Below are 24,968 nucleotides of genomic sequence, written 5' to 3' on the forward strand. Positions count from 1 at the left end.
CATCGGCGACAGCGTGCGGGAGAACTACCTGTGGCCCGGCCCGCTGCATGCCCGTTTGTGGACGATCGTGTCTGTCGTCGTGTCTCCGGTCGTTCAGCGGACCGAATCGAGCAGCAGCTTCTGCTCTTTGCGCTTGACTTCGTGTTGGACGTCACGGACCGCATCGATGTTCGCGGAGATGGAGGAGACGCCCTTCGTGACGAGGAATCGAACCATGTCGGGCTTGGACCCAGCCTGCCCACAGATGCTCGTCGCGACGTCGTGCTCGCGGCAGATCTCGATCGTGTCCCCGATGAGCCGAAGGACGGCCGGGTGCAGTTCGTCGAATCGGTCCGCCACGTGCTCGTTGTTCCGATCGACCGCGAGGGTGTACTGTGTGAGGTCGTTGGTACCGAAGGAGGCGAAGTCGATGCCGGCATCAGCCATCTCCTCGACGGTCAACGCCGCCGCGGGCGTCTCGATCATGACACCCCACGTTCGCCGTTCGGGGTCGATGCCGCTGGCTTCCATCAGGTTTCGCGCTCGGATCACGTCCTCGGCGTCGTTGACCAGTGGGAACATGATCTCGACGTTATCGTAACCCATCTCGAAGAGCCGGCGGAACGCCTCGAGTTCGTGTTCGAACAGCGCGGGGCGATCGAGGCTGCGGCGGATGCCGCGGTAGCCGAGCATCGGGTTGTGTTCGTGCGGTTCGTTCTCGCCGCCCTCCATCTGTCGGAACTCGTCGGTCGGTGCGTCGAGCGTCCGAACGCGAACGGGGCGGGGGTAGAACTCGTCGGCGACGCCGCGAACGCCCTCGACGATCTCCTCGACGTACGCGTCCTCGCCGTGGTCCTCGATGTACCGTTCGGGGGTCTTGTTCGTCGAGAGGATCATGTGCTCCATCCGGAGCAAGCCGACGCCGTCCGCTCCGGTCGCGGCGGCGCGTTCGGCGGCCTCCGGGATGGAGACGTTCACCTTCACTTCGGTCGCGGTCATCGGTTTGACCGGGTTTTGCGGGCGTACGTCCTCGACCGAATCCGTCTGTTCGTCGGGCTCGACCGCGCCCTCGGTGACGCTTCCCTTATCGCCGTCGATGGTAACCATCTGTCCGTCCTCGAGCAGTTCAGTCGCGGTGCCGGCACCGACGACCGCGGGTGCGCCGAGTTCGCGGGCAACGATCGCGGCGTGGCTCGTCATCCCACCTTCGTCGGTGATGATGCCGCTCGCGCGCTTCATCGCCGGAACCATGTCGGGCGTCGTCATCTCGGTGACGATGATGTCGCCCTCGCCGACCTTGTCGAGTTGATCGAGCTTTCTGACGATCCGGACGGGGCCGGAGGCGACTCCCGGGGAAGCACCGAGTCCCTTCAGGATCACGTTTCCGCCGCCTTGCCCGTCGGCAGCCGCCTCGGTCGCCGAATCCTCGGAGATCGTCGTGATCGGGCGGGATTGGAGCATGAACACCTCGTCGCCGACGATGGCCCACTCGACGTCCTGCGGTTCGTCGTAGTGGTTCTCCGCGTGTTCGCCCAACTCGACGAGTTTTGCGAGTTCGTCGTCGGTGAGAACACGGGCGTTCCGTTTGTCGTCGGGAACCGCACGTTCGACGGTTTTACCCGTCTCCTCGTCTTTGAGCATCATGAGCTTCTTGTCGGCGACGGTCGCTTCGACCGTTTCACCGGTTTCGCGGTCGATGACGTAGTTGTCCGGCGACACCGCACCGGAGACGACCGCCTCACCGAGACCCCACGCGGCCTCGATGATGATCTTCGGCTCGCCGGTCGAGGGGTGTGAGGTGAACATGACGCCCGACTTGTCGGCTTCGACCATCCGCTGGACGACGACGGCGATATCGACCACGTCGTGAGCGAAGCCCTGCTCGTTCCGGTAGTAGATCGCGCGTTGGGTGAAAAGCGACGCCCAGCACTGTTTGATTCGCTCTATGAGGTCCTCGCGGGTGATGTTGAGGAACGTCTCCTGTTGGCCCGCAAAGGAGGCAGTGGGTAGATCCTCGGCCGTCGCCGAGGATCGAACCGCGACGAACGCCTTGCCGTCGTCGAGGTCGTCGTAGGCCGCGAGGATGTCCTCGCGAACGTCCTCGGGGATCTCCGTTTCGAGGACGAGTTCCTTCGCTTTCGCCTCGGCTGCCGAGAGCGCCTCGGAGTCGTCCGAGTCGATCCCGACGGCGTCGAACAGTTCCTCGTCGATCCCGGTCTCCTCGATGAACGCGCGATATGTCCCCGCGGTCACGACGAAACCCGGCGGGACGGGCAGTCCCGCGGCGGTCATCTCCCCGAGGGAGGCCCCCTTTCCGCCGACCGATCCGATGTCACCGGACCTGATTTCGTCCAACCAGAGTACGGGTGTATCGAGACTGTCTGTCCCGTCTGCTGTCATTGTGTGACGATTCAAAGGCCCCCAACTTAGACCATTCGTTCGTCGCTCGGGGCGCTGTGGGCCGCGAAGCACTCCCAACGGCCGCACGAGAAGACGAAGAAAGAAACCGAAATCGCCCCGATCGCTCACACTTCGATGATCTCGTCGTCTTCGAACGCCGGGACCGCGATCCTTCCATGGAGCGCCGTCACCGCTTGACCCCCGACGGCGATCGGGTCGGTCCGGCCTCGAACGCGTATCCGCCCCGGCCTGTCGACGAAGTGGCCCTGTTCGAACGCCATCTCGTCGGGGAACTCGCCGTCGAACGCGCCGAACTCGCGGAGATAGGCCGCGACAGCCCCGGACGCGGTCCCGGTGACGGGGTCCTCTTCGATACCGACGCGCGGAGCGAACATCCGCGCGTGCAGCGTCGAATCACCGTCGAGCGTGTCGAACGTGAACGCGTAGACGCCAGTCACGTCTAGTTCAGCGCTCAGATCGTCGATCGCCTTCAGGTCCGGTTCCAAGCCGGAAAGTGCCTGCAGGAAGTTCATCGGGACGACGAGATATTTGAGCCCCGTAGAGGCGACCGCCAACGGCAGATCCGCGCCGATATCCGTGAGAGTTGCCGGATCCGCCCCGAGCGCCGACGCGATTCGATCGTAGCCGAGATCGGTGCGGGTCACCTCTGCGACCTCACCGTCCAGCCAGACCGTCTCGTCGTCGAGTTCGGTTTCGAGCGGACCGACGTTGGTCTCGAAGGTGTGTGTACCCTCTCCGATCCGTCCCTCCTCGGCCAGCCACGCGACCGCGGCGACGGTGGCGTGTCCGCAGAGGTCGATTTCGCCGGCCGGCGTGAAGTACCGGATCCGACGTCCACCCGAATCGCTCGGGGTGAGAAACGCCGTCTCCGAGGCGTGCAACTCGCGGGCGATCGCGGCCATCACCTCCGTCGAGAGCCCCTCTGCATCGGGGACGAGGCCGGCCGGATTGCCCGAGAGCGGATCGGTCGCGAACGCGTCGACGAGAAAGGCGCGTCGGGTGTCCATGGTAGGGAGTCAAATCGAACGAGTAAAAAGCCACCCACCGAACTCCGTCGAGACGCCGGTCGGAGAGGTCGGCAACTATTAGGTCCGACCGCGATCACAGGGGGTATGAGCGACCTCCCGGACGAGTTCAACTGCACCGTCACCAACTGGGAGTACATCTACGGGCTCTGTCGCGAGGTGGCCGACGACATCAAAACGGTCGAGTTCGACCCCGACGTCGTCGTCGCCTTGGCGCGCGGCGGCTGGTTCGCCGGGCGGTGTATCTGCGACTTTCTCGGGCTCGACGACCTGACGAGTCTGAAGATGGAACACTACGTCGGGACGGGCGTCAAAGCCAGCGAGCCACAGGTTCGATACCCGATGCCGGAGGGTAGCGTCGAGGACAAGGACGTGCTCGTCATCGACGACATCGCCGACACCGGCGGTTCGATCCGGCGCGCCCACGAGTACGTCACCGAACGGAACGCCGCCTCGGTCCGAACCGCGACGCTACAGCTGTTGCAGACCAGCGAGTTCGAACCGGAATTCGTCGGCGAGCGCCTCGACACGTGGACATGGGTCGTCTATCCGTGGAACTTCATCGAGGACATGATCGACCTGACGAGCGGCGTGATGACGAAAGCCGACGCCGAGACGTTCACCCAAGAGGACGTCCGTCACTATCTGTCCGCGTACCACGACCTCGAACGCATCGAGATGGAGGTCGCGCAGCCCGGCCGACTCGACGAGGTGCTCGCGGAGATGGAGCGTCGCGGGGTCGCAGTGCGGGGAGACGGTGGGTGGCGGCTCGCCGACTAACGTCGCTGTTCGCGCGTTCGTGCGTCTTCGCGGCCGTATGACAACGCGTTGATCACGTCGTCGGGATCGCCGCGTCCCTGGATTTCCGCCGGCCGTTCTTGGAACTTTCGTGGTGTCATGATACATCGTATCATATGTATTAATCAGTATATACTATTGATGGAATATATCCGGACACCGGGCGAAAAATCGACGGATCGGCGCGCGGAAAATTTACGCCGGGGAGAATCAGTCGTCGGCCGACGCCGGCTCCTCGATCGCCATCGCAGCCGGATCTCGAACCCAGAGGTCACCGAAGAGTTCGTCCTGCTGGAGTCGAATCTGCCCGCGATTCGCCAAAAACAGTAGCCCGAGGAACGTGTTGACGACGCTGCCGCCCGCGGCCCGAATTTCGGCGAACAGCACCTCTTCTCGTCCCCGGTCGTAGTGTGTCCGAAGCGCCCTATAGACATCGTTGATGATGTCTTCCATGTGCTCGTCGTGGGTTTGGCCGGTCACCTCCTCGGCGGTCGGCTCGTCGTCCAACCGGAAGTCGTCGCCAGTGTGGTAATCGAGCGTCCGCGTCCCACGGCTGTACCCCGACGGCGACTCGGAGGTGTCGTAGCTCCGCGAGGACTTCCACCACGTGTCGCGCTCGTGCTCGCGGAGGTCCCGAACCAGTTCGTCGAGCGTCTCGGGCATCCCGCGAGCGCGCTTTCGCTCGATCCGTCGATCCATCTCCAACTCGAGACGATCGAAGGGATCCGGCTCGAACCCCTCGGGCGGCTCCTCACCGGGGGCGAGATCCCACGGTTCGGGCTCGAACTCGGGCTCCTCCGGTTCGTCGTCGATCCACATCGCATCGCTTTTCATCCGCAACAACACCGACGCGTAGAACAGCGCCCGGCCGCCGGTCCGCAGATCCGACTCGTCGAGCCGATCGAGGAACTTGTCCGTCACCGTCACCACGTCGATGTCCCACGGATCGATCTCGCCGTCGTCGGCCAATTGAACGAGCAACTCGACGGGTTCGACCTCGTCGTTGTCGCCCTCGCGCGCGACCGAAACGTCGAACTCCGAGAGGATACTGTCGTCGTCGGAATCCGTGTCCGCCTCGCGACGCTTCTCCTCGGCGTCGTGGCCCGCGATGTTCAACGAGATCTCGTCCGCCGTCCCACCATCGGCGAGGGTTTTCGGGGGATCTTCCTTCGGTCGATCCCCGCTAGTCATCAGCAGCCACCTCCATACTCGACAGGTCGATCCCCGTCACGGCCGACACGTTGTTGTCCTGCATCGTCACCCCGATCGCGCGCTCGGAGCGCTCCAACAGCGCCGCTCGATGGGAGACGACGACGAACTGCGCGTCGTCCGCCAACTCCTCGACCATCTCGCCGACCATCTCCGCGTTCGCCGCGTCGAGGAACGCGTCGACCTCGTCGAGCGCGTAGAACGGAGCAGGATTGTACCGCTGGATGGCGAAGATGAACGCCAGCGCAGTCAGCGACTTCTCGCCGCCGGACATCGCGTCGAGGCGCTGAACGGGTTTGTCGCCCGGCTGTGCTCGCATCGTCAATCCACCCTCGAAGGGATCCTCGAGGTCTTCGAGGACGAGTTCGCCGCTCCCGCTCGACAGCCGCGCGAAGATGTCCTCGAACTCCTCGTTGATCCCCTCGTAGGCGTTCATGAACGTCTCGCGCTTTCGTGACTCGAACTGGTCGATCCGATCCCGGATTTCGTCGGCCTCCTCGATCAGCGTCTCGCGTTTCGATTCGAGGTCGTCGAGTTCACCTTCGACCTCGTCGTACTCATCGATAGCGAGCATGTTGACTGGCTCGAGCGCGGACATCTCGGCTTCGAGTCGTGTGATCTCGGAGGCAACCGTCTCGTGGTCGGGGATCTCCTCGGGGTCGTACTCGTCGACCTGTGAATCGAGTTCGTCGACCTCCCACTCGAGCCGCGATTCGGTCTCCCGAAGCTCTTCGAGTTTCGACGTGGCTCGGGAGACGGCCTCCTTCTGTTCGTCTCGCGCGGCTTTCGCGTCGGCGAGTTCGTTTTTCAGCTCCTCGCGGTCGCCTTTGAGTTCGGTCAGTTCTTCTTCGAGATCGGCGACGGCGGCCTCCTTTTCCGTCAGCGTTTCTCGCTCGGCCTCGATCTCGTCTTCCAGTTCGATGATCCGCTCTTGGGCGGCCGCTTTCTTGTTTTGAGCCGTCTCGATGTCGTCGTGGAGTTCCTCGATGGCCTCCTCGGCGTAGCGCTTCTCGAGTTCCAACTCGTTGAGGTCGCCGTCGAGTTCGGCGATCCGATCCTCGAGATCGACGATCTCACCGCGGATCTCCTCGGCGCGACCCGTCAGTTCCGGGATGTCTGAGTCAGCTATTTCGGCCTCCAGCTCCTCAATTTCGCCCCCGAGTGACCCGATCTGTTCGTCGAGATCACCGATATCGGCCTCGATCGAGTCCATCCGATCGGCGACCGACTCACGCTCGTCTTCGATCTCCGCGAGTTCCGTTTCGAGCGATTCGATTCGGTTCTCGGCTGACTCGCGCTTTTCGTCGATGGCTTCGAGATCCGTCTCGATGTCGCGGACCTGCTCGGCCGCGTCCGTCTGGCGGTCCCTGGCGTCGTCGAGCCGCGACTCCACGTCGCGCAGTTCGCTTCGGAGCGACTGTTTTTTATCGTCGAGTTGGGTGATCCGCTCTGCGACGCGCTGGAGTTGCCCCTTGCCGCTCTTCGTGAACGAGTAGCGCGACCCAGAACTCGAGCCGCCGGTCATCGCGCCGGATTTCTCCACGAGGTCGCCCTCAAGCGTGACGAGACGGAACTCGCCCATCAGATCACGGGCCGTCTCCATGTCCTCGACGACGAGCGTGTCACCGACGACGTAGGAGAACACGTCGGCGTAGCTGTCGTCGAAGTCGATGAGATTGTACGCGAAGTCGACCACGCCCGGCACGTCAGGTGCGGAGGGTAGCGATCGACCGCGCATCTCCGTCATCGGAAGGAACGTCGCCCGACCCGCGTTTCTCGATTTGAGGTACTCGATGCAGCGCTGACCGACGCCGTCGTCGTCGACGACGACGTTCGCCAGCCGTCCGCCGGCCGCCGTCTCACACGCCGTCGCGTACTGGGAGGCGACGCCACCCAACTGACCAACCGTCCCGTGGACGCCGTCCATCTCGGCGTTCAGAACGGTCGTCACCGCGCGGCCGTAGGATGTGTCGCCGCTCTCGCCGGCCCTCGCTTCGAGTTCGGCGTACTCCTGTTGTTTCGCCGAGATCTCGTCCTCGACGGATTCGAGTTCGTCCTGTAGTTCGCGCTTTTCGATCTTGAGGTCCTCGACGACCTCGGTGATCGTCCCGCGGTTGGCTTCGGCTTTTTCGAGTTCGTTCTCGAGATCGGAGCGTTCGGCCTCGAGTTCCGGGAGTTTCGCCTCGACCGCCTCGATCTGCTCTTTCGTTTCGCGCTCCTCATTCGTTCGCCGTCTGGATTCGTCGAGTAACCGGTCCTGCTTGCGCTGCAGTTCGTTCCGCTCGTCTTTCAGTTCCTGTAGCGCTTCCCGGCGCTCATCGAGGGCATCGCGAACGGATTCGTACTCCGAATCGACCGCCTCGATCTCGGATTCGACCTCTTCGAGTTCGACCTCCTTTTCCTGAAGGTCGGCCTTCAGCGAGGATTTCTCCACCTTCCGGTTTCGAATGTCGGCCTCGAGTTCCTCGACGGTCTCGCCCTTGCGGTCGATCTGGACGAACGCCTGCCGGCGCTTGGCTTCGGCCTCCTGGATGCGTTCGTTTTCGGCGTCGATCCGGTCTTCGAGTCTGGCGATCTCGCCTTTGATCTCCTCGATCTCGCGCTTGATCTCGAGCTGTTCGTCCTCGCCTTTCCGCTCGATCTCGGCGTTGAGGTCCGCGAGGTCTTCCTCGAGTCTTGTGACCCTCCCCTGTCGTTCGTCGAGTTCGCGTTGCAGTTCGTCGAGTTCCCCCTCCCGGTCGTCGATCCCCTCGCGGACCTCCTCGAGTTCCGCGCGCTTCTCCTCGAGTTCCGCGGCCTTGAGATACCCCTCGTACTCTTTTTTCTCCGATTTGAGCCCCTTGTACTCGAGGGCAGTCTCGCGTTCGTCCTCCAGTCGCTCCAGCCGCTCGCGCTTCTCGTCGATGCGAAGTTCGGCCTCGTCGACGCGCTCTTGGACCGTTTCGAGTTCACCGAAGGCGTCCTCCTTTTTCGCGTCGAACTGTGCGACGCCAGCTATCTCGTCGATGATCGCCCGACGAGAGCCGGAGGTCATCGTAATGATCTCGGTTACGTCACCTTGCATCACGACGTTGTACCCCTCCGGCGTCACGCCGGCTTGAGCGAGTAGATCGCGGATGTCCGAGAGGTTCACCGATCGGCCGTTGAGATAATAATAGGAGTAGTAGGTGTCCTCGTCGGTCTGTTTGACGCGCCGTCGGATCGAAATCTCGTCGATGCCACCGACCTTCTCGGAGCCGGCCGCGGAGACGACCTGCTCGCGCGCCAACGTCCCGTCGTCGTTGGCGAGAATCACCTCGACGCTCGCCTCGCGCTCGCCGCCGAACTCCCCGCTCTCGTCGTCGTGACCGGGGTTGTAGATGAGATCGGTCAGTTTGTCCGCCCGAATACCCGACGTGCGAGCGAGTCCGAGCGCGAAGAGCACCGAATCGATGATGTTCGATTTTCCGGAGCCGTTCGGCCCGCTAATCGTGGTGAAATCCTCGTACAGCGGGATTCGGGTCTTGCGGCCGAAGCTCTTGAAGTTGTCGAGGACGAGCGCTTTGATGTGCATGGGGTGTGGTGGTCGCCCCGATCAGGCGACGATGATGTCGTCGCCCAGGGTGTCCGCCGTCTCCTCTGTGTCCCCCTCATCGCCCTCGCTATTTTTGTGTGCCGATGTCTCGCCATCGTCCGACTTTCCCGCGTCCGCCCCACTGGATTGACGCGATCGCGTGAGCCGTCCTTCGAGCACTTCGGGTTCGATGCCGGCCTCGTCTTCGATGGCTCCCAGCCGCTCTTTCGTTTCGACGAGTTCGTCAGTCAACCCGTCGATCGTCGCCTCGAGTTTGCGCACTTTGGCCTCGAGTTCCTCCACTCGGTTCCCGGACATACATCCGTTTCGTCCCCCCGCACGTATAAATGTGCGTCAGACATTACCACCGATTCGACCGAGTGCGATCGATCGATAAGCAGTGCTTACTCGGCAAAATCGTCGTACGTCGGCCGCCCCTCTTCGGGCGGGAACTCCGCCAGCGGAACCTGCGTCTGCTCGCCCGAGCGCATGTCCTTGATCGTCACGCAGTCGCCTTCGAGGTCCTGTTCGCCGACTATCACGACAGTCTCCGCGCCGATACCGTCGGCGTACGAGAGCTGATCGCCGAACCCCCGACCGTGCAGATCCGACTCGACCACGTGGCCGAGTTCGCGGAGGTTACGAGCGATCTCAGCGGCCACGGCACGGGTGTCGCCGACGGTCAGCACGTAGTAGTCGGTGTCGACAGTTTCGTCGGGCCAGACGCCTGCGCGCTGGCACAGAAGCGAAAGCGTCTCGTGGCCGATGCCGACGCCGACGGCGGGCGTCGGCTGTCCGCCGAACCCCTCGATGAGATCGTCGTACCGACCGCCGCCGAACACCGATCTGGAGACCTCGCCGGCGGTGTCGAAACACTCGAAGACGACGCCGGTGTAGTAATCGAGGCCGCGCGCGGTCTCGAGCGAGACGGTACAGTGCTCGCGAACGCCGAAGTCCGCAGCGGCGTCGAGGACCGCACGCAGGTTCTCGACGGCCGCAAAAACGCGCTCAGTGTCGGCGAAGTCGACGAGATCGACGAGATCGTCCGTCCCGAGCACGTCGTCGAAGCGTTCGGCCTCGTCGCGCTCCAGCCCGGCGTCGACGAGGAGGCCGTAGTACGCCTCGCGGTCGATCTTCTCACGTTTGTCGACGGCGCGGATGGCGTCGGCCATCTCGACGTCGCTATCGAGCGATTCGAGCAGACCGCCGAGGATGTCGCGATGAGAGACGCGGAACTCGAACTCGTCGGCCGCGAGTCCGAGATCGGTCATGAGCTCGGCCGCGACGGCGAGGATTTCGGCGTCCGACTCCGGCCGATCGGAGCCGAAGATGTCGACGTTCGTCTGGTAGAACTCCCGAAACCGACCCTGTTGGACCTGCTCGTAGCGCCAAAAGGGCCGGGTCGAAAACCACTTTATCGGGCGGGCGAGCGCGCCCTGCCGTGCGACGACCATCCGAGCGACCGTCGGCGTCAACTCCGGCGTCAACGCGACCGACCGGCCCCCTTTGTCCTCGAAGGCGTACAGTTCGTCGACGATTTCCTCGCCGGATTTGTCGACGTACATCTGCGTTCGCTCGAGCGCGGGCGTTCCGATCTCCCGAAAGCCGTACCGTCGAACGCGCTCCTCGATGGTGTCCGTGACCGCCCGGCGGGCGGACATCTCGCCGGGGTAAAAATCCCTGAATCCCTTGAGACCGTCGTACATGGGCTGAGGTTCGGTGGCGAGACCCTAAAAGGTGCGATCCTCTTCGAACGGCGAACATCAGGGAATCCCGTGGCGGGGGCTATCGGATGACGGCGCTGGCGAAACAAAGTAGAAACGAGCCGAGAGGATCAGTCGTCGACGATGACTTCGACCGGTTCCTCGCCGACCTCGTCGTCGACGGAATCGGCCGAGCCCTGCTGTTGGTAGAACAGCCCCGCCGCGATGCCCAGGACGATCCACGAGCGCCAGTTCGCCAGATTCAACGTGTAGCCGATCCCGAACGGTTTCTCGACGAGCATCCCCTTGCCCGGCTGCCAGTACGCCGACAGCATCCGCCCGAGGGAGGGTCGAGCGAAGTTATACGGGATTCCGAACAGTTCGCCGGATTGTGGCTTGTCGGTCATGATTGCCACTACGACAGGGCGGAACTTATAAGCACGCCCTCGCGCCCGATCACTGGTAGCGACCGCGGGTCTCGATGTCGCGCAAGCGATCGAGAACCCGGTCGTCGCCGACGGCCTGATAGGCGTCTTCAAAGGCGTCGATACACGCCGCGGGATCGCCAGCCGTCCCAGCCACGGCGCCCTCGAAGACGTGGAGATCCATCGCGTAATCCTCGACGTGATCGCTGTGGTAGCCGAGGCCGAAGTCGATGAGATAGACGAGGGCGTCGCCCCCCTCGTTCCGTCGGACGCGGACGTTTCGCGGCGTCGGATCGCCGTGAACGAATCCCGCATCGTGACACCGCGCGAGGTGTTCGCCGACCCGCCGAACGCTCGACTCGGCGATCGCGTCCCTGAGGTCGGCGTCGCCGACGAACTCGACCTCGAGCAGCCCCTCACGCGGATCGACGTCGAAGACGACCGGCGTCGGAACCCCGACGCGGCGGGCCTCACTGGTCAACCGGGCCTCCGATCGCGTTCGACGTCGACGAAGCCGAGCGTCGAGTTCGGGGTGCCGGTACGCCTTCGAGACCCGGCGTTTGAACGCAGACCCACGGTTGCGGTCGAGGTCGACGATCGCCTCCGCACCCTGCGTTTGGGTCGTCTCGGCGTCGGTGTCGGATCGCTCGCCGTCGCGACTGCCGGATCGCCACGTCACCGGTACCTCGTCGGGCCGGAAGTCCGGCCGAACCCGCGAACCCCCGATCGCGATCGTGTCGCCGGCCTCGAACATCTTCGCGCCGAGGACCGCGATCATGCCGGCGTTGTCCCGCAGGAATCGCGGTTCGGGCGCGTAGAAAGACGCCCCCCGCGCACCGCACATCGTGTCGAGCATCTCCCGGAGCCGCGCGTTTTGCCCGACGCCGCCGCCCAATACGAGTTCGTCGGCGCCGGTCAACGAGAGCGCTCGCTCGCTCACCTCAGTGAGCATCGCGAACGTCGTCTCTTGGAGGCCACGACAGACGTCTTCGACCGGCGTCCCGCCGTCGACGGCGTCATTGGCCGCCGAGGAGATCCCCGAAAACGAGAAGTCCATCCCCTTGACGACGTAGGGCAACTCGATGTACTCGCCCTCTTTGGCCCGCTTTTCGACTTTCGGCCCGCCGGGGTGCGTCCAGCCGACGTGGCGGGTGAACTTGTCGATCGCGTTGCCGATCCCCGTGTCCATAGTCTCGCCGAGCACCCGATAGCGGCCGTCGTGATAGCCGAGGACGTGGGCGTTCGCGCCCGAGGCGTTCAGACAGACCGGCGCGTCGAATCCCGAGTTGTGACGGCCGATCTCCAGGTGAGCGACCATGTGGTTGACGCCGACGAGCGGGACGTCGAGCGACCCGGCGAGCGCGCGGGCGGCGGTCCCGGCGATCCGCAGACAAGGGCCGAGTCCCGGACCGCGGGAGAACGCGACCGCGTCGATCGCTTCGCTCGGATCGCCGTCCCTCGATTCGACCAGTTTGATCGCCCGGGCGACGACTTCCGGGATCGCACCCCGCATGTGTTCAGCCGCCTCGCGCGGGTGAATACCGCCGCTATCGGGCTGGTAGGCGTCGGAGAAAATTCGAACGTCCTCGTCCGCGGCGTCGAAGACGGCCGCGCTGGCGCACCAGGCGGTCCCCTCGATACCGAGCACGCGGGTCACGGCCTAGTTGAACTCGGTGTAGCTGCACTTGCCACAGTGTTTGCGATCGCCGTACTCGCCGAGGAACGTGTCGCCACAGCGCGGGCAGCGCTCGTGATCCGTGGTACCGTCCTCGTTGTAGAGTTCGTAGCGCGCCATCTCAGGCTTCCTCCGCTTCGACCTCGGTGTCGGCGTCGATGTCCTCGTCGGCGTCGTCCGCACCGGCGATCTTGTTGCGTTCGAGGGCGTGGCCCTGCTCGACGGCCTGGGCGTGTTCGGCGTCGTCGTAGACCTTCGCGTAGCCGACGGTCTTTCGCATGCCGTATTTCGTGTCGAGCTTCCGGACGACGACTTCGCTCGCGTCCTTGTTGAGTTTCGCCGCGAGCGAATCTCGAACGGAGAGTCTCGACGGCGTCGCTTCCTCGTGGGTCAGCTGAAAACGGACGTCGGTCCGGTGCAACATCGGATTTTCGTCTTCGTCGATGATTTCGACTTCCATGGTTACGTTGCCCGAACGTTTCCCCGAAACGCGTAAAAGGATTTCGAAGCCGCAGACGGACGCTACGTACCGATTCGGCGGTTACGCGAATCGGCGATAGGCCGCTCTTCCCGCCTCGATCAGCAACACGACGACGATCGCGACGACGAACGGCAGCCCGCCCGGCCGCCAGTCAGTGCCTTGCAGGACGTAGAGGTAGATGTTTCCGACGACGATTATCGCGACACCGATGAGAAACGGCCAGAACTCGTACACCCACTCTCGATCCATGCCCGTCCGACGGGTCGATACGTGAAAAACGCTACGGGGCGAGGATGTCGTCGATCCGTTCGTAGTCGCTCTCCATCCGCTCTAAGAGGTTCCGACAGCGCGTTCGGGTCTCGTCGGTGATCGGCACGAGCACCATTCCCTCGTCGGGTTGGCCGTAGACGATCGAGCCGCCCTCGGGAACCGCGAGCACCGCCGGAATCGCCGCGAGATCCTCCTCGCCATCGACGACGATGACGGTCGACGTCGATCGGTCGAGCGCGCTCGCGAGCGCCTCGAGGAGATCGTCGGTGATCGTCGACTGCGGGTTCACGACGTCGATGCGATCGTCGAAGCCGTCGATGGCGTTCAGCACCTCGCGCTCGACGCGCTCGCGTTTCGTCTTCCCGTCGACGATGGCGACGTCCGGCCGCCGATCGGCCTCGAGAAGGTGGTACGTGACGATGTCACCGACCGCGACGATCGGATCGCCCGCGTCGGCGAGGAGTTCGTCGGTCTCGGTGTAGATCGTGCCGAGCGGCGCTTTGAGATCATCACGCATCTCGACCGGGAGCTTGGCCAGGATAGTCGGCATCTCAGCGAACCTTCAGCGCGTACTGACCGGGTTCAGTGATCCCCATCGCCTCGGCGATCTCGCTCTCTTCGGGGTGGGCGATAACGACGTAGCCGGCCCAGTCCTCGCTGAGCGAGTTCGAACCGCACGCCGGACATTGCTCGCCGCTTTCGACGTCGAGTACGCGATGGCAGTCGCGACACACCAGACGAGTCGCCATCTAGTCACCCGCCTGCGCCTCGCGGCGCTGTCGCTCCTCCTCGAGCCAGCCGTGCTTGCCGAGCCCCGGCTGCTTCGCGGTCAGTCCGATCTTCGAGTCGCGGGGGTTCCGCTCGTCGATGCTCTTCGTGACGATTCGCGTTCGTACGGAGTCGCCGACGCTCAACACGCGGTTCGAATCCCGCGAGGCCAGCTGTTGGTTCTCGCCGTCGTACGCCAGATACTCATCGGAGATCTGGGAGACGTGGAGCAACCCGTCGACCGGCCCGATCCCGACGAACGCGCCGAAGTTGACGACTTCGACGACCTCGCCGTCGACGACTTCCTGCATCTGCGGATCGAAAGTGACCGCGTCGAACTCGGCCTCGTAGTAGACGCCGGGACGATTGGGAAGTACGGCACCGTCGCCGATGTCGTGGACTTTCGTCACGGAGACGACGCTGCCGACGTCCCCATCCATCTGTCCTTCGAGCTTGTCCTGCAACAGCCGCTTGACGAGCTCGGGCGATACGTCAGCGAGGTGTCTTGGAGGGACCTCCACCGTATCTTTGAGTCGGACCCGTTTGTACATACTATGGTTCAGTGATCTCGAATTTGGTTCGCCCCCGTAAACAGATTACGGGAACGTTCGCTTCCAACAGTCGCCCTCTGAGCGGCATATCGCTCGTGACCGCATAGTCGACTCGCTCGCCGAGTTCGAGCACGGCGTCGTCGGCGTAACTTGCGTCGTGGCTGACGATCCGACACTCCCTACGCGCCAGATCCGCGCCGACGCTCGCGGCCGTCGCCGCCTTGCCGCCGCCCTCCGCGAGCCGATCGAGTTCGGCGAGCACCGCGTCGGGGACGAGCGCCTCGTACTCTCCGAGGAGTCGGTCGAGTTCCTCGAAGGTTCGGACGCCGACCTCGACGGGAGCCATCAACGCGTTCGCGTCGAGTACCACGCGCATCACCGTAGCGTCCCGACGCCGATGAGCCGCCAGCGCGCGCCGACGCGGCGATTGATCGCGATCTTCGCACCCTCTGGCGCACAGACCGGACGTTTGAGGTTGACTTCGCACTCATCGTCGCGGGCGCTCGTGACCGCACCGACCGTGGTCGCCGTCCCGACGGTGAGCATCAGCGGTTCACCGGTGCTGATCGGCTCGATTTCCTCGGCGTTCTCGCCGACGACGCGGTCGAGCAACTCGACGTCCATGGTGAACGACTCGCGCGTGGGGGGCAGCGTTCCCGGCGGTCCGGCGACCTGTCCGGCGAGCGCGTCGCCTTTCGTCAGCGAGGGGTCCAATCCGGTACCGACGCCGAGCAGTCCGCCCGGCGTCACCTCGTCGACGAACTCGCCGCCGGCCTGAAGCGATCGGATGGAGGTTTCGACCGGCTGGTACTCCGATTGACCGCCCGCCTCGACCTCGCGGCCGGGTTTGATCTCGATCTCGTCGTCGACCGCGAGGCGACCCTGCGTGAGCGACCCGCCGATGACGCCCCCGACGAGGTCCTCCCACGTCGTCCCCGGTCGGTTGATGTCGAACGAGCGGGCGACCTGCATCCGAGCGTCCGTATCCGGATCGCGCTCCGGCGTCGGGATCTCCTCTTCGATCGTCCCGATCAACAGATCGACGTTGACGTCGCGCTGGGCGGAGATCGGAACGATCGGTGCGTCCTCGGCGACCGTCCCCTCGACGAACTCCTCGATCTGTTCGTAGTTTCGCACCGCCTGTTCGCGATCGACGAGGTCGATCTTGTTTTGGGCGATGACGATGTTCTCGATGCCGATGCTGTCGAGCGCCATGAGGTGCTCTTCGGTCTGGGCGCGGGGAACCGGCTCGTTCGCCGCGATGACCAACACCGCGCCGTCCATGATCGCCGCCCCGGACAGCATCGTCGCCATCAGCGTCTCGTGACCGGGGGCATCGACGAACGAAACGGTCCGGAGATGCTCGCTCTCGGAGCCGTCCGGACAGCTTTCGTCGACGGTATAGCGCTCGGGTTCGTTGAGGTCCGGACACTCCCGGAACGTCGCGTCGGCGTAGCCGAGGCGAATGGAGATGCCGCGTTTCATCTCCTCGGAGTGTTGGTCCGTCCACTCACCGGAGAGCGATTCGACGAGCGTCGTCTTCCCGTGGTCGACGTGGCCGACCAGTCCGATGTTCACCTCCGGTTGTCGGTGTTTCTGCGTCATTTAGTAATGACGTGAATATCCACCCCTGCGACTGATAAACCTACTGTTCCGACGACGCAGGGTGGTGACCGAACTCGCGACGTTAAAATTCGCTCTCGACGGTGCCGTCCGAATCGAGGTAGATGGTGCCGTCAAACAGTTCCTTGAACGTGTCGACGGTGGCCGCGTCGTGGACCTCCTCGGAGAGATGAAAGAGCCCGACAGCGTCGTACTCCTCCAGCAGTCCGAGCAGTTTTTCGACGGTTTCGAGAGCGCGCTCGTCGTCGGCGTAGTACGCCATCTCCGTTACCGAGTCGAGGCTGATCCGCCGCTTGCCATCGTGTTCGTCGAGGAACCGACGGGTCGTCTCGACGATCCCGTCGAGATCGTCGGGCGCGGAAACGTAGTGAACGTGTTCGGAGGAGCGCCGCGAGTAGCCCCGCTCGACCGAGAGCGTATCCAGGATGTCGGCTTTCGTCTCGTCGACGTCGTAGTACTCGAGTTTCTGTTGGACCTCGCGGGCGGTCGTCCGCGTCGAGATGACGAGGATTCGGTCCGTGTCCGTCTTCAGAAAGTCCGTGTCGATTCGGTCGGTCTCGCCGGTGCTCGGGTGGATCAGAAGGATTCCGGTGCCGCCCGGGATCGTCTCGGGCGTGTTCTCGATGGCGAGGTCGTAGTCCATGCGAGGGGTGGCGGGCGGCGGCGTCTTAAATCATTGTTCGTCGCCGTGTCTCACGGCGAAAAAACCGTGATAGATGACACGGCGGAGTTCGACGGGCAGACCTCGCGCCCGCTCGTCGCAGAACGGGCCGAGAGGGATTCGAACCCCCGACCGTCTGGTTAAAAGCCAGACGCTCTGCCGAACTGAGCTATCGGCCCTCACCACCACCTTACCGCGGTCGTCGATAAACTCTTTCGATTACAGATATTCAGCCAGCGCGCGGGCGATGATCTGCCCGGGATCGGCCCCCTCCAACGCGGCGTGACGACGGAGCTCCCGATAGGTTTCGGGCGGTACCGACACCGTCAGTCGTCCGAGATCGATACCCTCGGCCGCGAGCGCGTCCTCGACGCTGTGGCCCTCGTTGACCCGCGAAGCGATCGATCGGACCTCTCGCACGGTCAGATCGTGATCGAGGGTCGCCCACGCGAGCAGGAAGCGCGATTCTCCGGAAACGCGCGCGATGTGTTTCGCCGCCGTCGGCGCGATCTCGCCGAGGGCGACGTGGCGTCGGATCGACCGCGGGAGGTCGTGAACCCGGGCCCACTTTCGGATGAACGAGACCGTCGCATCGCCGCCCGCCCGCTCGGCCGCGGTTTTGTACGAGCCTGTGCCGCGAACCAGCGCCGCACAGGCGGCCGCCCCCCGAAGCATGTAGACGTTGTCCTCGCTGCCGGCGGTGTTCGAGGCGAACCGACGGACCGTGTCAACGGCTTCGGCGACGCTCTCGGGATCGTTCGGGTCGAACCGAACCGCCTTGTCGCCGGCGACCTTCGGATCGCGACGAATGACCGGCTCACCGACCGGAGATTCACGGTCGGTGGGGGGATCGCCGCCCGAATGGTAGTTCATCGCCCGGCGATACGGTAACCGGGATAAAAAACGTCCCGCCGCGACGCGCGGTGTCCGCACAGGGTCGCTCTCACTCGTCGCGCTCGTCGGAGAGGTGTTCCCAGATCTCCGTACAGCCGGCGCCCTCCTCGATGTCGTCGAGGTGGCTCGTGTCGAGCGGCTCCTCGTCCGCGTCGTCGATACGCCCGGTCATCGTGAGTCCTCCTCGTACAGCTCGGGAGCGACGTCGGCGGACGTGTGCTGTCGCTTCGCCTCCCGCTGTCTATCTCTCATCGGGCCATCGTAGGTCATCTCGAGTATTAAACGCCGCTGCACCCCTAAACGCTGCCCAAGCTCCCGGATCGAGGAGGGAATGTCCGCTTTCTGCGACGGTTCCTCTCGATACATTCGATTGCTGTCGTGTGGTTTCGGTGAATCCGAGCGTCACCGCGATTCGTGACGCCCGGCAATCACCGCGGGGTGCCGACGGGCTTACTCCGGCGGCGAGTCTACCGGACGTATGCCCACCTCGGTACACCAACTCGACGACGGTGCGTGGCTGAGCGTCAACGACGCGCGCGTGGTGAACGTCAGCGACCTGTGGTGGCTCGCGCGACAGGACTTCTGTTCGTGCGACATGACCGACTTTCTGGCAGAAGGGTTCGTCGAGATCGGCGTCGATCACCCGGACATCGAGGGGCGTATCGCCGGCCAGTGCATCGAGTGCGGCGAGAGCGGTGTCACGGACTGGCTGACGCTCGGCCGGGTCGTGGACCTCGAATCGAGTCGGTTCCTCGGCGTCGACCCCACGAGCGTCCACGTTCCGGAGCGACGGCGACGGCTCGCATCGCCGACCGAGTAACCGGATAGACTGTCCGCTACGGATGAGCAGCGGGGAGGATTGACGTCAGGGGCGGTCGTATATGTTCGGGGACACAGGCCACCAGTATGCCGAGCAAGGTCGAGGGCTGGAAGGACGAAACCTACGGAACGGAGGTCAGAGACCACCTCAATCGGTTCGCCGAGGAGGGCTGGAACGCCATTCCGGAGGACGAACGTGACGCGTGGTTCGAGCGGTTCAAATGGTGGGGACTGTACCACCAGCGGAAGGGCCAAGAGAGCTATTTCATGATGCGCATCGGGACGCCGAACGGTCGGCTCACGCCCGAACAGCTACGCGTCGTCGGGGAGATCGCACAAGAGTACGCCCACGGTCCCGCCGAAAATCCCGAGTTCGGCGGCGCGTACTGTGATTGGACCACCCGGCAGTCGATCCAACTACACTGGATTCAACTGGCGGACGTCCCCGACATCTTCGATAGGCTCGAGGCCAACGGGCTCTCGACGATCCAGGCGTGTGGCGACTCGTGGCGAAACATCGTCGGCTCACCGGTCGCCGGCCGGGATAAAAAAGAGCACGTCAACGCGTGGCCGGTCATCCAGGAACTCAACGAGACCTTCAAGCGCAACGATGACCACTCGAACCTCCCGCGAAAGTGGAAGGTCGCCGTCACCGGCGACACCCGCGGCTCGGGACAGGCGGAGATCAACGACCTCGGTTTCGAACCGGCGACGAAGGAGATCGACGGTGAGGCAGTCGAGGGGTTCAACGTTACGGTCGGCGGCGGACTCGCCCGCAAGGAACCGCGCTTCGCTCGCGATATCGACGTGTTCGTCACGCCCGGGGAAGTCCCGGAGGTGGCCGGCGGCATATCCGCGCTGTTCCGCGATCACGGCGACCGCGAGAACCGGTTCAATGCCCGGATCAAGTTCCTCGTCGACGAGTGGGGGCCCGAGAAGCTCCGGCGCATGCTCCAAGACGAATACGTCGACGTCGAACTCCGATCGGCCGGCGAAGACCTCCGCGATCAGTACAGCTACAACGCCGGGCGAAACGACGAGATCGGCGATTACGTCGGCGTCCACGAGCAGTCCGACGGCAACTACTTCGTCGGCCTGTCGGTGCTCGTCGGACGAATGGGCGCCGAGGACGTGATCGAACTCGCCGACGTCGCCGAGGCGTACGGCTCCGAACTGATCGGGCTCACCCAGCGACAGAACATCATCGTCGCGGATATCGCGGGAGACGCCCTCGAAGACCTCCTCGCGGAGGATCTACTGGAGTACTACTCGCCCGAGCCGCACCCGTTCCTCCGCGGCTCGATCGCCTGTACCGGCACCGAATATTGTTCGCTGTCGATCGTCGAGACGAAAAATCGGATGGTCCGATACGCCCGCTGGCTGAAAGAGAACGTCGAGGTACCGGAAGGCGTCTCGGATTTTCACGTCCACCTGTCGGGCTGTACGGCCTCCTGCGCTCAGCCGCAGATCGCCGATATCTCCCTGCGCGGCATGAAGACCCGAAAGGACGGCGAGCCCGTCGAGGCGTTCGACGTCGGTTTGGGTGGCGGCCTCGGGGAGAACCCGCGGTTCGCCGACTGGGTCGAAATGCGCGTCGCCGCCGACGAAGTGCCGGGCTACATCCGGAATCTGCTTCGGATCTACGAGGCACGGCGGATCGGTGGCGAGTCTTTCCGTGAGTTCATCGCCCGCCACGACGAGGACGAACTGACGGGACTCGTCGAACCGGAGGAGACCTCCTACGAGGACCCCTACATGGGGAACACGAAAATGACGTGGTATCCCTACGCCGAGGACAGCGGGATGGACGCCTCGCCGGCACCGTCGCCCGCGGACGACTGAGCGCTGCTCGCCTCGGACGCGCAGGTAAACGTGCGTCCGGTAATCGGCGCGATTCGACGCGACCGGAGTCGACTCCGTAAGCGGTGATGTGTGCCGTCGCGGCTTACATCATGCCGCCCATACCGCCGCCCATGCCGCCCATACCGCCCATACCACCCATACCACCGGCGCCACCTTCGGGCTCTTCGCCCTCGGTGGAGAGGTCGCCGGCAGCGATGATGTCGTCGATCTTGAGCACGAGGTTCGCGGCCTCGGTCGCCGAGGAGATCGCCTGCTGTTTCGCGTGGGCGGATTCGACGACGCCGGCCTCGAAGGTGTCGACGACGTCGCCGGTGAAGACGTTGAGACCGGCCGTCTCGTCGCCATCGTCGTGGGCCGCACGCAGATCGACGAGCGTGTCGATGGAGTCGAGCCCGGCGTTCTCGGCAAGCACGCGGGGGACGAGTTCGAGCGAGTCGGCGAACGCCTCGACGGCGAGTTGTTCGCGGCCGGAGACGCTGTCGGCGTACTCGCGGACGCGGCGGGCGACCTCTACTTCGACGGCGCCGCCGCCGGCGAGCACGCGGCCGTCCGAGACCGTCTGGGCGACGACGTCGAGAGCGTCACCGATGCCGCGTTCGAGCTCGTCGACGACGTGTTGCGTGGCGCCGCGGAGCAACAGCGTCACGCCGTGGGCGTCCTCGGCGGTGCCCTCGACGTAGAACAGGTCGTCGTCCTCGTCGTACTCGACGTTCGCCGAGCCGAGGGTGGCGTCCTCGATCGCATCGAGATCGGAGAGAATGTCACCGCCGGTGACCTCACGCAGGAACGAGAGGTCCTTCTTTTTCACGCGGGAGGTCGCGAGGATACCCGCTTTCGCGAGGTAGTGCTCCGCGAGGTCGTCGATACCTTTCTGACAGAAAACGACGTCTGCGCCCGCGTCGGCGATGGCGTCGACCTTCTCGCGGATCTGTGCCTCCTCCTTATCGATGAACGTCTTGAGCTGATCGGGGCTGTCGAGTTGGAGGTTGGCGTCGGCGTCGGTGTCCTCGATCTCGATAGCCTCGTTGAGGAGGAGCACGGTCGCGTCGTCGGCGACGTGGGGCATGTTGTCGTGCTCCGGCGATTTGTTGATGACTCCGCCGTTGAGCAGTTCGGATTCCGCGGCGGAGCGTCCGGTCTGGGTCTTGATGTTGACGTATTCGAGGTCGACGATCGACTCGCCGTCGTCAGCTTCGACGGTGACCGCCTGCACGGCGTCGACGACGAGTTCGGCGAGCACGTCCTTGTCGAGTTCGGCGCCCTTGCCGGTCATCGAGGTCTCGGCGACCTGTTTGAGCAGATCCGTGTCCTCGGGGTCGACGTCGTAGGCGACGTTGCCGACCTCCTCTCGGGCGCGCTCGCTCGCGAGGTGGAAGCCCTTGATGATCGCCGTCGGGTGAATGTCCTGTTCGAGGAGTTGCTCGGCGTTCTTGAGCAGTTCACCCGCGATGGAGACTGCTGTCGTCGTCCCGTCGCCGGCCTCGTCCTCTTGCGTTTCGGCGACCTGAACGATCATCTCGGCGGTCGGGTTGTCGATGTCCATCTCCTGAAGGATGGTGACGCCGTCGTTCGTCACGGTAATGTCACCCATCGAGGAGACGAGCATCTTGTCCATTCCCTTGGGACCGAGCGTCGAGCGTACCGCCTCGGCGACCGCTTTCGCCGCCGCGATGTTGTGCGACTGGGCGTCGCGGTCTTTGATCCGCTGGGAATCCTCACCGAGAATGATCATCGGCTGCCCTCCCATTCGTTGCTGTTGACTCATAGACACCCGAATGATTGTCTGTGGTTCTATATAAATGTGTCTGATGAACGCTGTCAGGCTCAATCCGGTCCGCAGACGGTGTGATCGGCAAAAGCGGGGTGCTGCAGCGCTGTGACAACGGGTATCGCAGAGGAACGCGGAACCGGATCGAACGGAATAGCTCGTCGATTACGCCGGGGTTTATTACAGAATCGACTTCGACGAGCTCTCGGCGCGTCACGAACATCGTGTGTTTCGGTTCGGGACGTGCCGCTCGCGTAGCAGCCACAGCAATTGCCATCAAAAAATATCATATACCATGTATATGGCGCTGCACGTCACGTTTAAGTATTCGAGGGGGCCGCGAGTAATGCCTATCTTACGGAAAATATGTGATATATAACAATATTGGATAGTGACTTATCTGAACTTGACGATGTTAAAGATACAGACGTCTTCGACTCTGCAGGTGTCAGATGCGATCGAACAAACAATCGGAGAGGTGATCGGATATCTGCCGACGATCCTCGCCGTGCTCGTCCTCCTCCTCGTCGGGTACGTCTTCGGCCGGATTCTCGGCGGTCTCGTGAGCCGGATCGTGCGCCGGATCGGGATCGATCGATACGCGGAGGGGACGGCGATGGAGGAGATGGGAAGCGGTGATGGCATCGCCTACGGCCTCGGAAAGATCGTCTCGTACTACGTGTACTTCGTGACGATACTGGCCGCGGCCGACCTCCTCGGCATCTCCCAGCTCACAGGGCTGCTCTCGGAGTTAGGCGCCGCCCTGCCGGTGATACTCGGCGCGCTCGTCGTGCTCGTCATCGGATTCATCGCCGGACGGGTCGTCGGCGACATCGTCTCTCGCGTGGTCGGAAGCTTCGGGATCGGCGCGTACCTCCGCGAGACGCCGCTCGAACGACTGGGAGACACGGAAGGCGAGTTCGGTCGCATCGTCGGCCAGCTCGTGACGTACTATATCTATCTAGTGACACTTCTGGCCGTCGCGGACATCCTCGCGATCACCGCGCTGTCGGAGCTTCTGAACATGTTCGCGGGTTACCTCCCGGCACTGATCGGTGGCCTGCTGGTGCTTTTGGTCGGCATCTGGGTCGCAGAACGGGTCGGTGCCATCGTCAAGGGCATGGACGACGGCCGCATGATCAACGCGGCCAGCCTCGTTGTTAAATTATTGATATATTATATCACTATCACGATCGCGCTGTCGACGATCGGCTTCGACGTCGCGGTCCTCACCTCGCTTTTCACCACCTTCGTGGTGGCGTTCCTCGGGACGCTCGCGCTCGCGTTGGCGATCGGGATCGGACTCGCCGTCGGCTTCGGCGGTCAAGACTACGTCGCCGAAAACATCGACGGATGGGTCGCCTCGATGCGTGGCACCGTCGTGGAGGACGACACCACAGAACTAGAGTGAGCCGAGAGGCCGTTCAGTTTCGTCGGACGACGCGTCCACGACGGGTGGTGGCTGCGCGCGACGGTGTGATAACGAGGCTCCAAGACGAGAATGTGAGCCGACACGAGACGTTCCGTCTCGCTTCGCTGCGCTGGCTGTGACTCATCGGCTTCAACTTTGGATCGATTTTGCTGTTCAGGGCGGATCGCACGCCGTGCTGGCGCTCGGCGCGCGATTCGGTCTTCACAGCGAGAATACGCCGGGACAGGGATTTGAACCCTGGATCCCTGAGGGAACACGCTTTCCAGGCGTGCGCCTTACCACTCGGCCATCCCGGCTCGCCTGAACCTACCGGAGTCGGCCGTTTAAACTCTTCGCGTTTCGTGTCACCGATTTTCACCGAACCGCAGCGCGACCAATCCGAACCGGCGTTCGGCGTAGTAGCTCCCGAGCGCCGTCACGGCGAAGACGACGACGGCCACGCCGGCGATCGGCGCGGCGCCGAGAAACGCACCACCCAACAGCAGGTAGATGCCGTGGGCGACGAGAAACGCGAGCGCGCCGACGAGCCCCCAAAGCACCGCCGAAACCTGCCGTGAACTCAGCGCGCTCACTGTCTCCGACTCGAACGCCGCCGGGTCACGAGCGCGTCGCGACCGCCTCGATCTCGACGGCCATACCGAGCGGCAACGCGCCGACTTGCACGGCCGATCGGGCCGGCGGCTCCGAGCCGAAGTAGCCGCCGTACACCTCGTTCATCGCCTCGAAGTCGTCGATATCGGCCAGGAAGACCGTCGTTTTGAGGACGTTATCGAGGCTGGATCCCGCCGCTTCGAGGACGGCGGCGAGGTTGTCCAGCGCGCGTTCGGTCTGGCCCTCGATCGGTTCGTCCGAGAGCGAGTCACCCTCAGGTGTCAACGCCACCTGTCCGGCGGTGAAGATCAACTCGCCGTCGGACGTCGCCTGGCTGTACGCCCCCGCCGCGGGCGGGGCGTCATCGGTGTGAATCGTCTCTTTACCCATACGCCACTTTGCGTCGCGCGAGCGTATAAATACCCGGCCGGTCGCGTCACTGGATGCGACGGGACCATC

Annotated in this window: 27 protein-coding genes and 2 tRNA genes; 4 read left to right on the forward strand and 25 right to left on the reverse strand. The window is 63.8% G+C overall.

What is annotated here, in order from left to right:
* Window positions 1-93: 93 nt before the first annotated feature.
* Window positions 94-2,379, reverse strand: coding sequence for a phosphoenolpyruvate synthase (ppsA, locus tag R6U53_RS10820; protein WP_410322374.1), 2,286 nt, complete (start codon window positions 2,377-2,379; stop codon window positions 94-96).
* 125 nt (window positions 2,380-2,504) lie between these two features.
* The gene (locus R6U53_RS10825) at window positions 2,505-3,407 is read right to left on the reverse strand and encodes a PhzF family phenazine biosynthesis protein (RefSeq protein WP_410322375.1); all 903 of its coding nucleotides are present in this window, start codon (window positions 3,405-3,407) and stop codon (window positions 2,505-2,507) included.
* Window positions 3,408-3,512: 105 nt separating this feature from the next.
* Here R6U53_RS10825 and R6U53_RS10830 point away from each other — a divergent pair, with 105 nt between their 5' ends.
* Window positions 3,513-4,205, forward strand: coding sequence for a phosphoribosyltransferase (locus tag R6U53_RS10830; protein ID WP_410322376.1), 693 nt, complete (start codon window positions 3,513-3,515; stop codon window positions 4,203-4,205).
* Here the strand turns inward: R6U53_RS10830 and R6U53_RS10835 are convergent.
* The 19 genes from R6U53_RS10835 to R6U53_RS10925 all read right to left on the reverse strand — a co-directional run bounded on the left by R6U53_RS10835 (window position 4,202) and on the right by R6U53_RS10925 (window position 18,208).
* Window positions 4,202-4,324, reverse strand: a complete 123-nt coding sequence (locus R6U53_RS10835; RefSeq protein WP_410322377.1) for a hypothetical protein — start codon at window positions 4,322-4,324, stop codon at window positions 4,202-4,204. The genes R6U53_RS10830 and R6U53_RS10835 overlap by 4 nt on opposite strands.
* Before the next feature lie 109 nt (window positions 4,325-4,433).
* The gene (locus R6U53_RS10840) at window positions 4,434-5,414 is read right to left on the reverse strand and encodes a segregation/condensation protein A (protein WP_410322378.1); all 981 of its coding nucleotides are present in this window, start codon (window positions 5,412-5,414) and stop codon (window positions 4,434-4,436) included.
* A complete protein-coding gene (gene smc, locus R6U53_RS10845; protein WP_410322379.1) occupies window positions 5,407-8,985 on the reverse strand; it encodes a chromosome segregation protein SMC in 3,579 nt (1,192 codons plus the stop codon). Before smc ends, R6U53_RS10840 begins: the two co-directional genes overlap by 8 nt.
* A gap of 21 nt (window positions 8,986-9,006) precedes the next feature.
* Window positions 9,007-9,303, reverse strand: coding sequence for a bZIP transcription factor (locus tag R6U53_RS10850; protein WP_410322380.1), 297 nt, complete (start codon window positions 9,301-9,303; stop codon window positions 9,007-9,009).
* Window positions 9,304-9,389: 86 nt separating this feature from the next.
* Window positions 9,390-10,691 carry a histidine--tRNA ligase gene (gene hisS / locus R6U53_RS10855; RefSeq protein ID WP_410322381.1) on the reverse strand — a complete coding sequence of 434 codons (1,302 nt, stop codon included), beginning with the start codon at window positions 10,689-10,691 and terminating at the stop codon, window positions 9,390-9,392.
* A 128-nt stretch (window positions 10,692-10,819) separates the two neighbouring features.
* Window positions 10,820-11,095, reverse strand: coding sequence for a DUF5808 domain-containing protein (locus tag R6U53_RS10860; RefSeq protein WP_410322382.1), 276 nt, complete (start codon window positions 11,093-11,095; stop codon window positions 10,820-10,822).
* 49 nt (window positions 11,096-11,144) lie between these two features.
* Entirely contained in the window at window positions 11,145-12,770 is a 1,626-nt protein-coding gene (locus R6U53_RS10865; RefSeq protein ID WP_410322383.1) for a bifunctional N(6)-L-threonylcarbamoyladenine synthase/serine/threonine protein kinase, read from the reverse strand.
* 3 nt (window positions 12,771-12,773) lie between these two features.
* Window positions 12,774-12,908, reverse strand: coding sequence for a 30S ribosomal protein S27ae (locus tag R6U53_RS10870; RefSeq protein WP_410322384.1), 135 nt, complete (start codon window positions 12,906-12,908; stop codon window positions 12,774-12,776).
* Window position 12,909: 1 nt separating this feature from the next.
* Entirely contained in the window at window positions 12,910-13,248 is a 339-nt protein-coding gene (locus R6U53_RS10875; protein WP_410322385.1) for a 30S ribosomal protein S24e, read from the reverse strand.
* An 81-nt stretch (window positions 13,249-13,329) separates the two neighbouring features.
* On the reverse strand, window positions 13,330-13,518 hold the full coding sequence (locus R6U53_RS10880; RefSeq protein ID WP_410322386.1) for a hypothetical protein: 189 nt from the start codon (window positions 13,516-13,518) through the stop codon (window positions 13,330-13,332).
* 31 nt (window positions 13,519-13,549) lie between these two features.
* Window positions 13,550-14,089: a GTP-dependent dephospho-CoA kinase family protein gene (locus R6U53_RS10885; protein WP_410322387.1), complete on the reverse strand. Its 540-nt coding sequence runs from the start codon at window positions 14,087-14,089 to the stop codon at window positions 13,550-13,552.
* 1 nt (window position 14,090) lies between these two features.
* A complete protein-coding gene (gene spt4, locus R6U53_RS10890; RefSeq protein ID WP_410322388.1) occupies window positions 14,091-14,288 on the reverse strand; it encodes a transcription elongation factor subunit Spt4 in 198 nt (65 codons plus the stop codon).
* Entirely contained in the window at window positions 14,289-14,858 is a 570-nt protein-coding gene (locus tag R6U53_RS10895) for a DNA-directed RNA polymerase (protein WP_410322389.1), read from the reverse strand. It lies immediately after the preceding gene.
* A gap of 1 nt (window position 14,859) precedes the next feature.
* A complete protein-coding gene (locus R6U53_RS10900) occupies window positions 14,860-15,234 on the reverse strand; it encodes a twitching motility protein PilT (RefSeq protein WP_410322390.1) in 375 nt (124 codons plus the stop codon).
* The gene (locus R6U53_RS10905) at window positions 15,234-16,463 is read right to left on the reverse strand and encodes a translation initiation factor IF-2 subunit gamma (protein WP_410322391.1); all 1,230 of its coding nucleotides are present in this window, start codon (window positions 16,461-16,463) and stop codon (window positions 15,234-15,236) included. The genes R6U53_RS10900 and R6U53_RS10905 overlap by 1 nt, the downstream gene beginning before the upstream one ends.
* Window positions 16,464-16,545: 82 nt before the next feature.
* Window positions 16,546-17,124, reverse strand: a complete 579-nt coding sequence (locus tag R6U53_RS10910; protein WP_410322392.1) for a hypothetical protein — start codon at window positions 17,122-17,124, stop codon at window positions 16,546-16,548.
* 123 nt (window positions 17,125-17,247) lie between these two features.
* A tRNA-Lys gene (locus R6U53_RS10915) sits at window positions 17,248-17,321 on the reverse strand.
* A gap of 40 nt (window positions 17,322-17,361) precedes the next feature.
* A complete protein-coding gene (locus tag R6U53_RS10920; protein ID WP_410322393.1) occupies window positions 17,362-18,015 on the reverse strand; it encodes a hypothetical protein in 654 nt (217 codons plus the stop codon).
* A 70-nt stretch (window positions 18,016-18,085) separates the two neighbouring features.
* Entirely contained in the window at window positions 18,086-18,208 is a 123-nt protein-coding gene (locus R6U53_RS10925) for a hypothetical protein (RefSeq protein ID WP_410322394.1), read from the reverse strand.
* A gap of 306 nt (window positions 18,209-18,514) precedes the next feature.
* Here R6U53_RS10925 and R6U53_RS10930 point away from each other — a divergent pair, with 306 nt between their 5' ends.
* Entirely contained in the window at window positions 18,515-18,856 is a 342-nt protein-coding gene (locus tag R6U53_RS10930) for a hypothetical protein (RefSeq protein ID WP_410322395.1), read from the forward strand.
* An 86-nt stretch (window positions 18,857-18,942) separates the two neighbouring features.
* Entirely contained in the window at window positions 18,943-20,697 is a 1,755-nt protein-coding gene (locus R6U53_RS10935; RefSeq protein WP_410322396.1) for a nitrite/sulfite reductase, read from the forward strand.
* Window positions 20,698-20,800: 103 nt separating this feature from the next.
* Here the strand turns inward: R6U53_RS10935 and thsB are convergent, their stop codons facing one another.
* Complete coding sequence (thsB, locus tag R6U53_RS10940; RefSeq protein WP_410322397.1) at window positions 20,801-22,483, reverse strand: thermosome subunit beta; 1,683 nt, start codon at window positions 22,481-22,483, stop codon at window positions 20,801-20,803.
* Window positions 22,484-22,898: 415 nt separating this feature from the next.
* Here thsB and R6U53_RS10945 point away from each other — a divergent pair, with 415 nt between their 5' ends.
* Window positions 22,899-23,897: a mechanosensitive ion channel family protein gene (locus tag R6U53_RS10945; protein ID WP_410322398.1), complete on the forward strand. Its 999-nt coding sequence runs from the start codon at window positions 22,899-22,901 to the stop codon at window positions 23,895-23,897.
* A gap of 236 nt (window positions 23,898-24,133) precedes the next feature.
* On the opposite strand, the gene R6U53_RS10950 is transcribed toward R6U53_RS10945, so the two are convergent.
* The 3 genes from R6U53_RS10950 to R6U53_RS10960 all read right to left on the reverse strand — a co-directional run bounded on the left by R6U53_RS10950 (window position 24,134) and on the right by R6U53_RS10960 (window position 24,899).
* A tRNA-Ser gene (locus R6U53_RS10950) sits at window positions 24,134-24,214 on the reverse strand.
* A 48-nt stretch (window positions 24,215-24,262) separates the two neighbouring features.
* Window positions 24,263-24,490: a hypothetical protein gene (locus R6U53_RS10955; protein ID WP_410322399.1), complete on the reverse strand. Its 228-nt coding sequence runs from the start codon at window positions 24,488-24,490 to the stop codon at window positions 24,263-24,265.
* Window positions 24,491-24,515: 25 nt separating this feature from the next.
* Window positions 24,516-24,899, reverse strand: a complete 384-nt coding sequence (locus tag R6U53_RS10960; RefSeq protein WP_410322400.1) for a Rid family detoxifying hydrolase — start codon at window positions 24,897-24,899, stop codon at window positions 24,516-24,518.
* Between the last annotated feature and the right edge of the window lie 69 nt (window positions 24,900-24,968).

This window comes from Natronomonas sp., assembly GCF_046483325.1.
Classification (GTDB): Archaea; Halobacteriota; Halobacteria; order Halobacteriales; family Haloarculaceae; genus Natronomonas.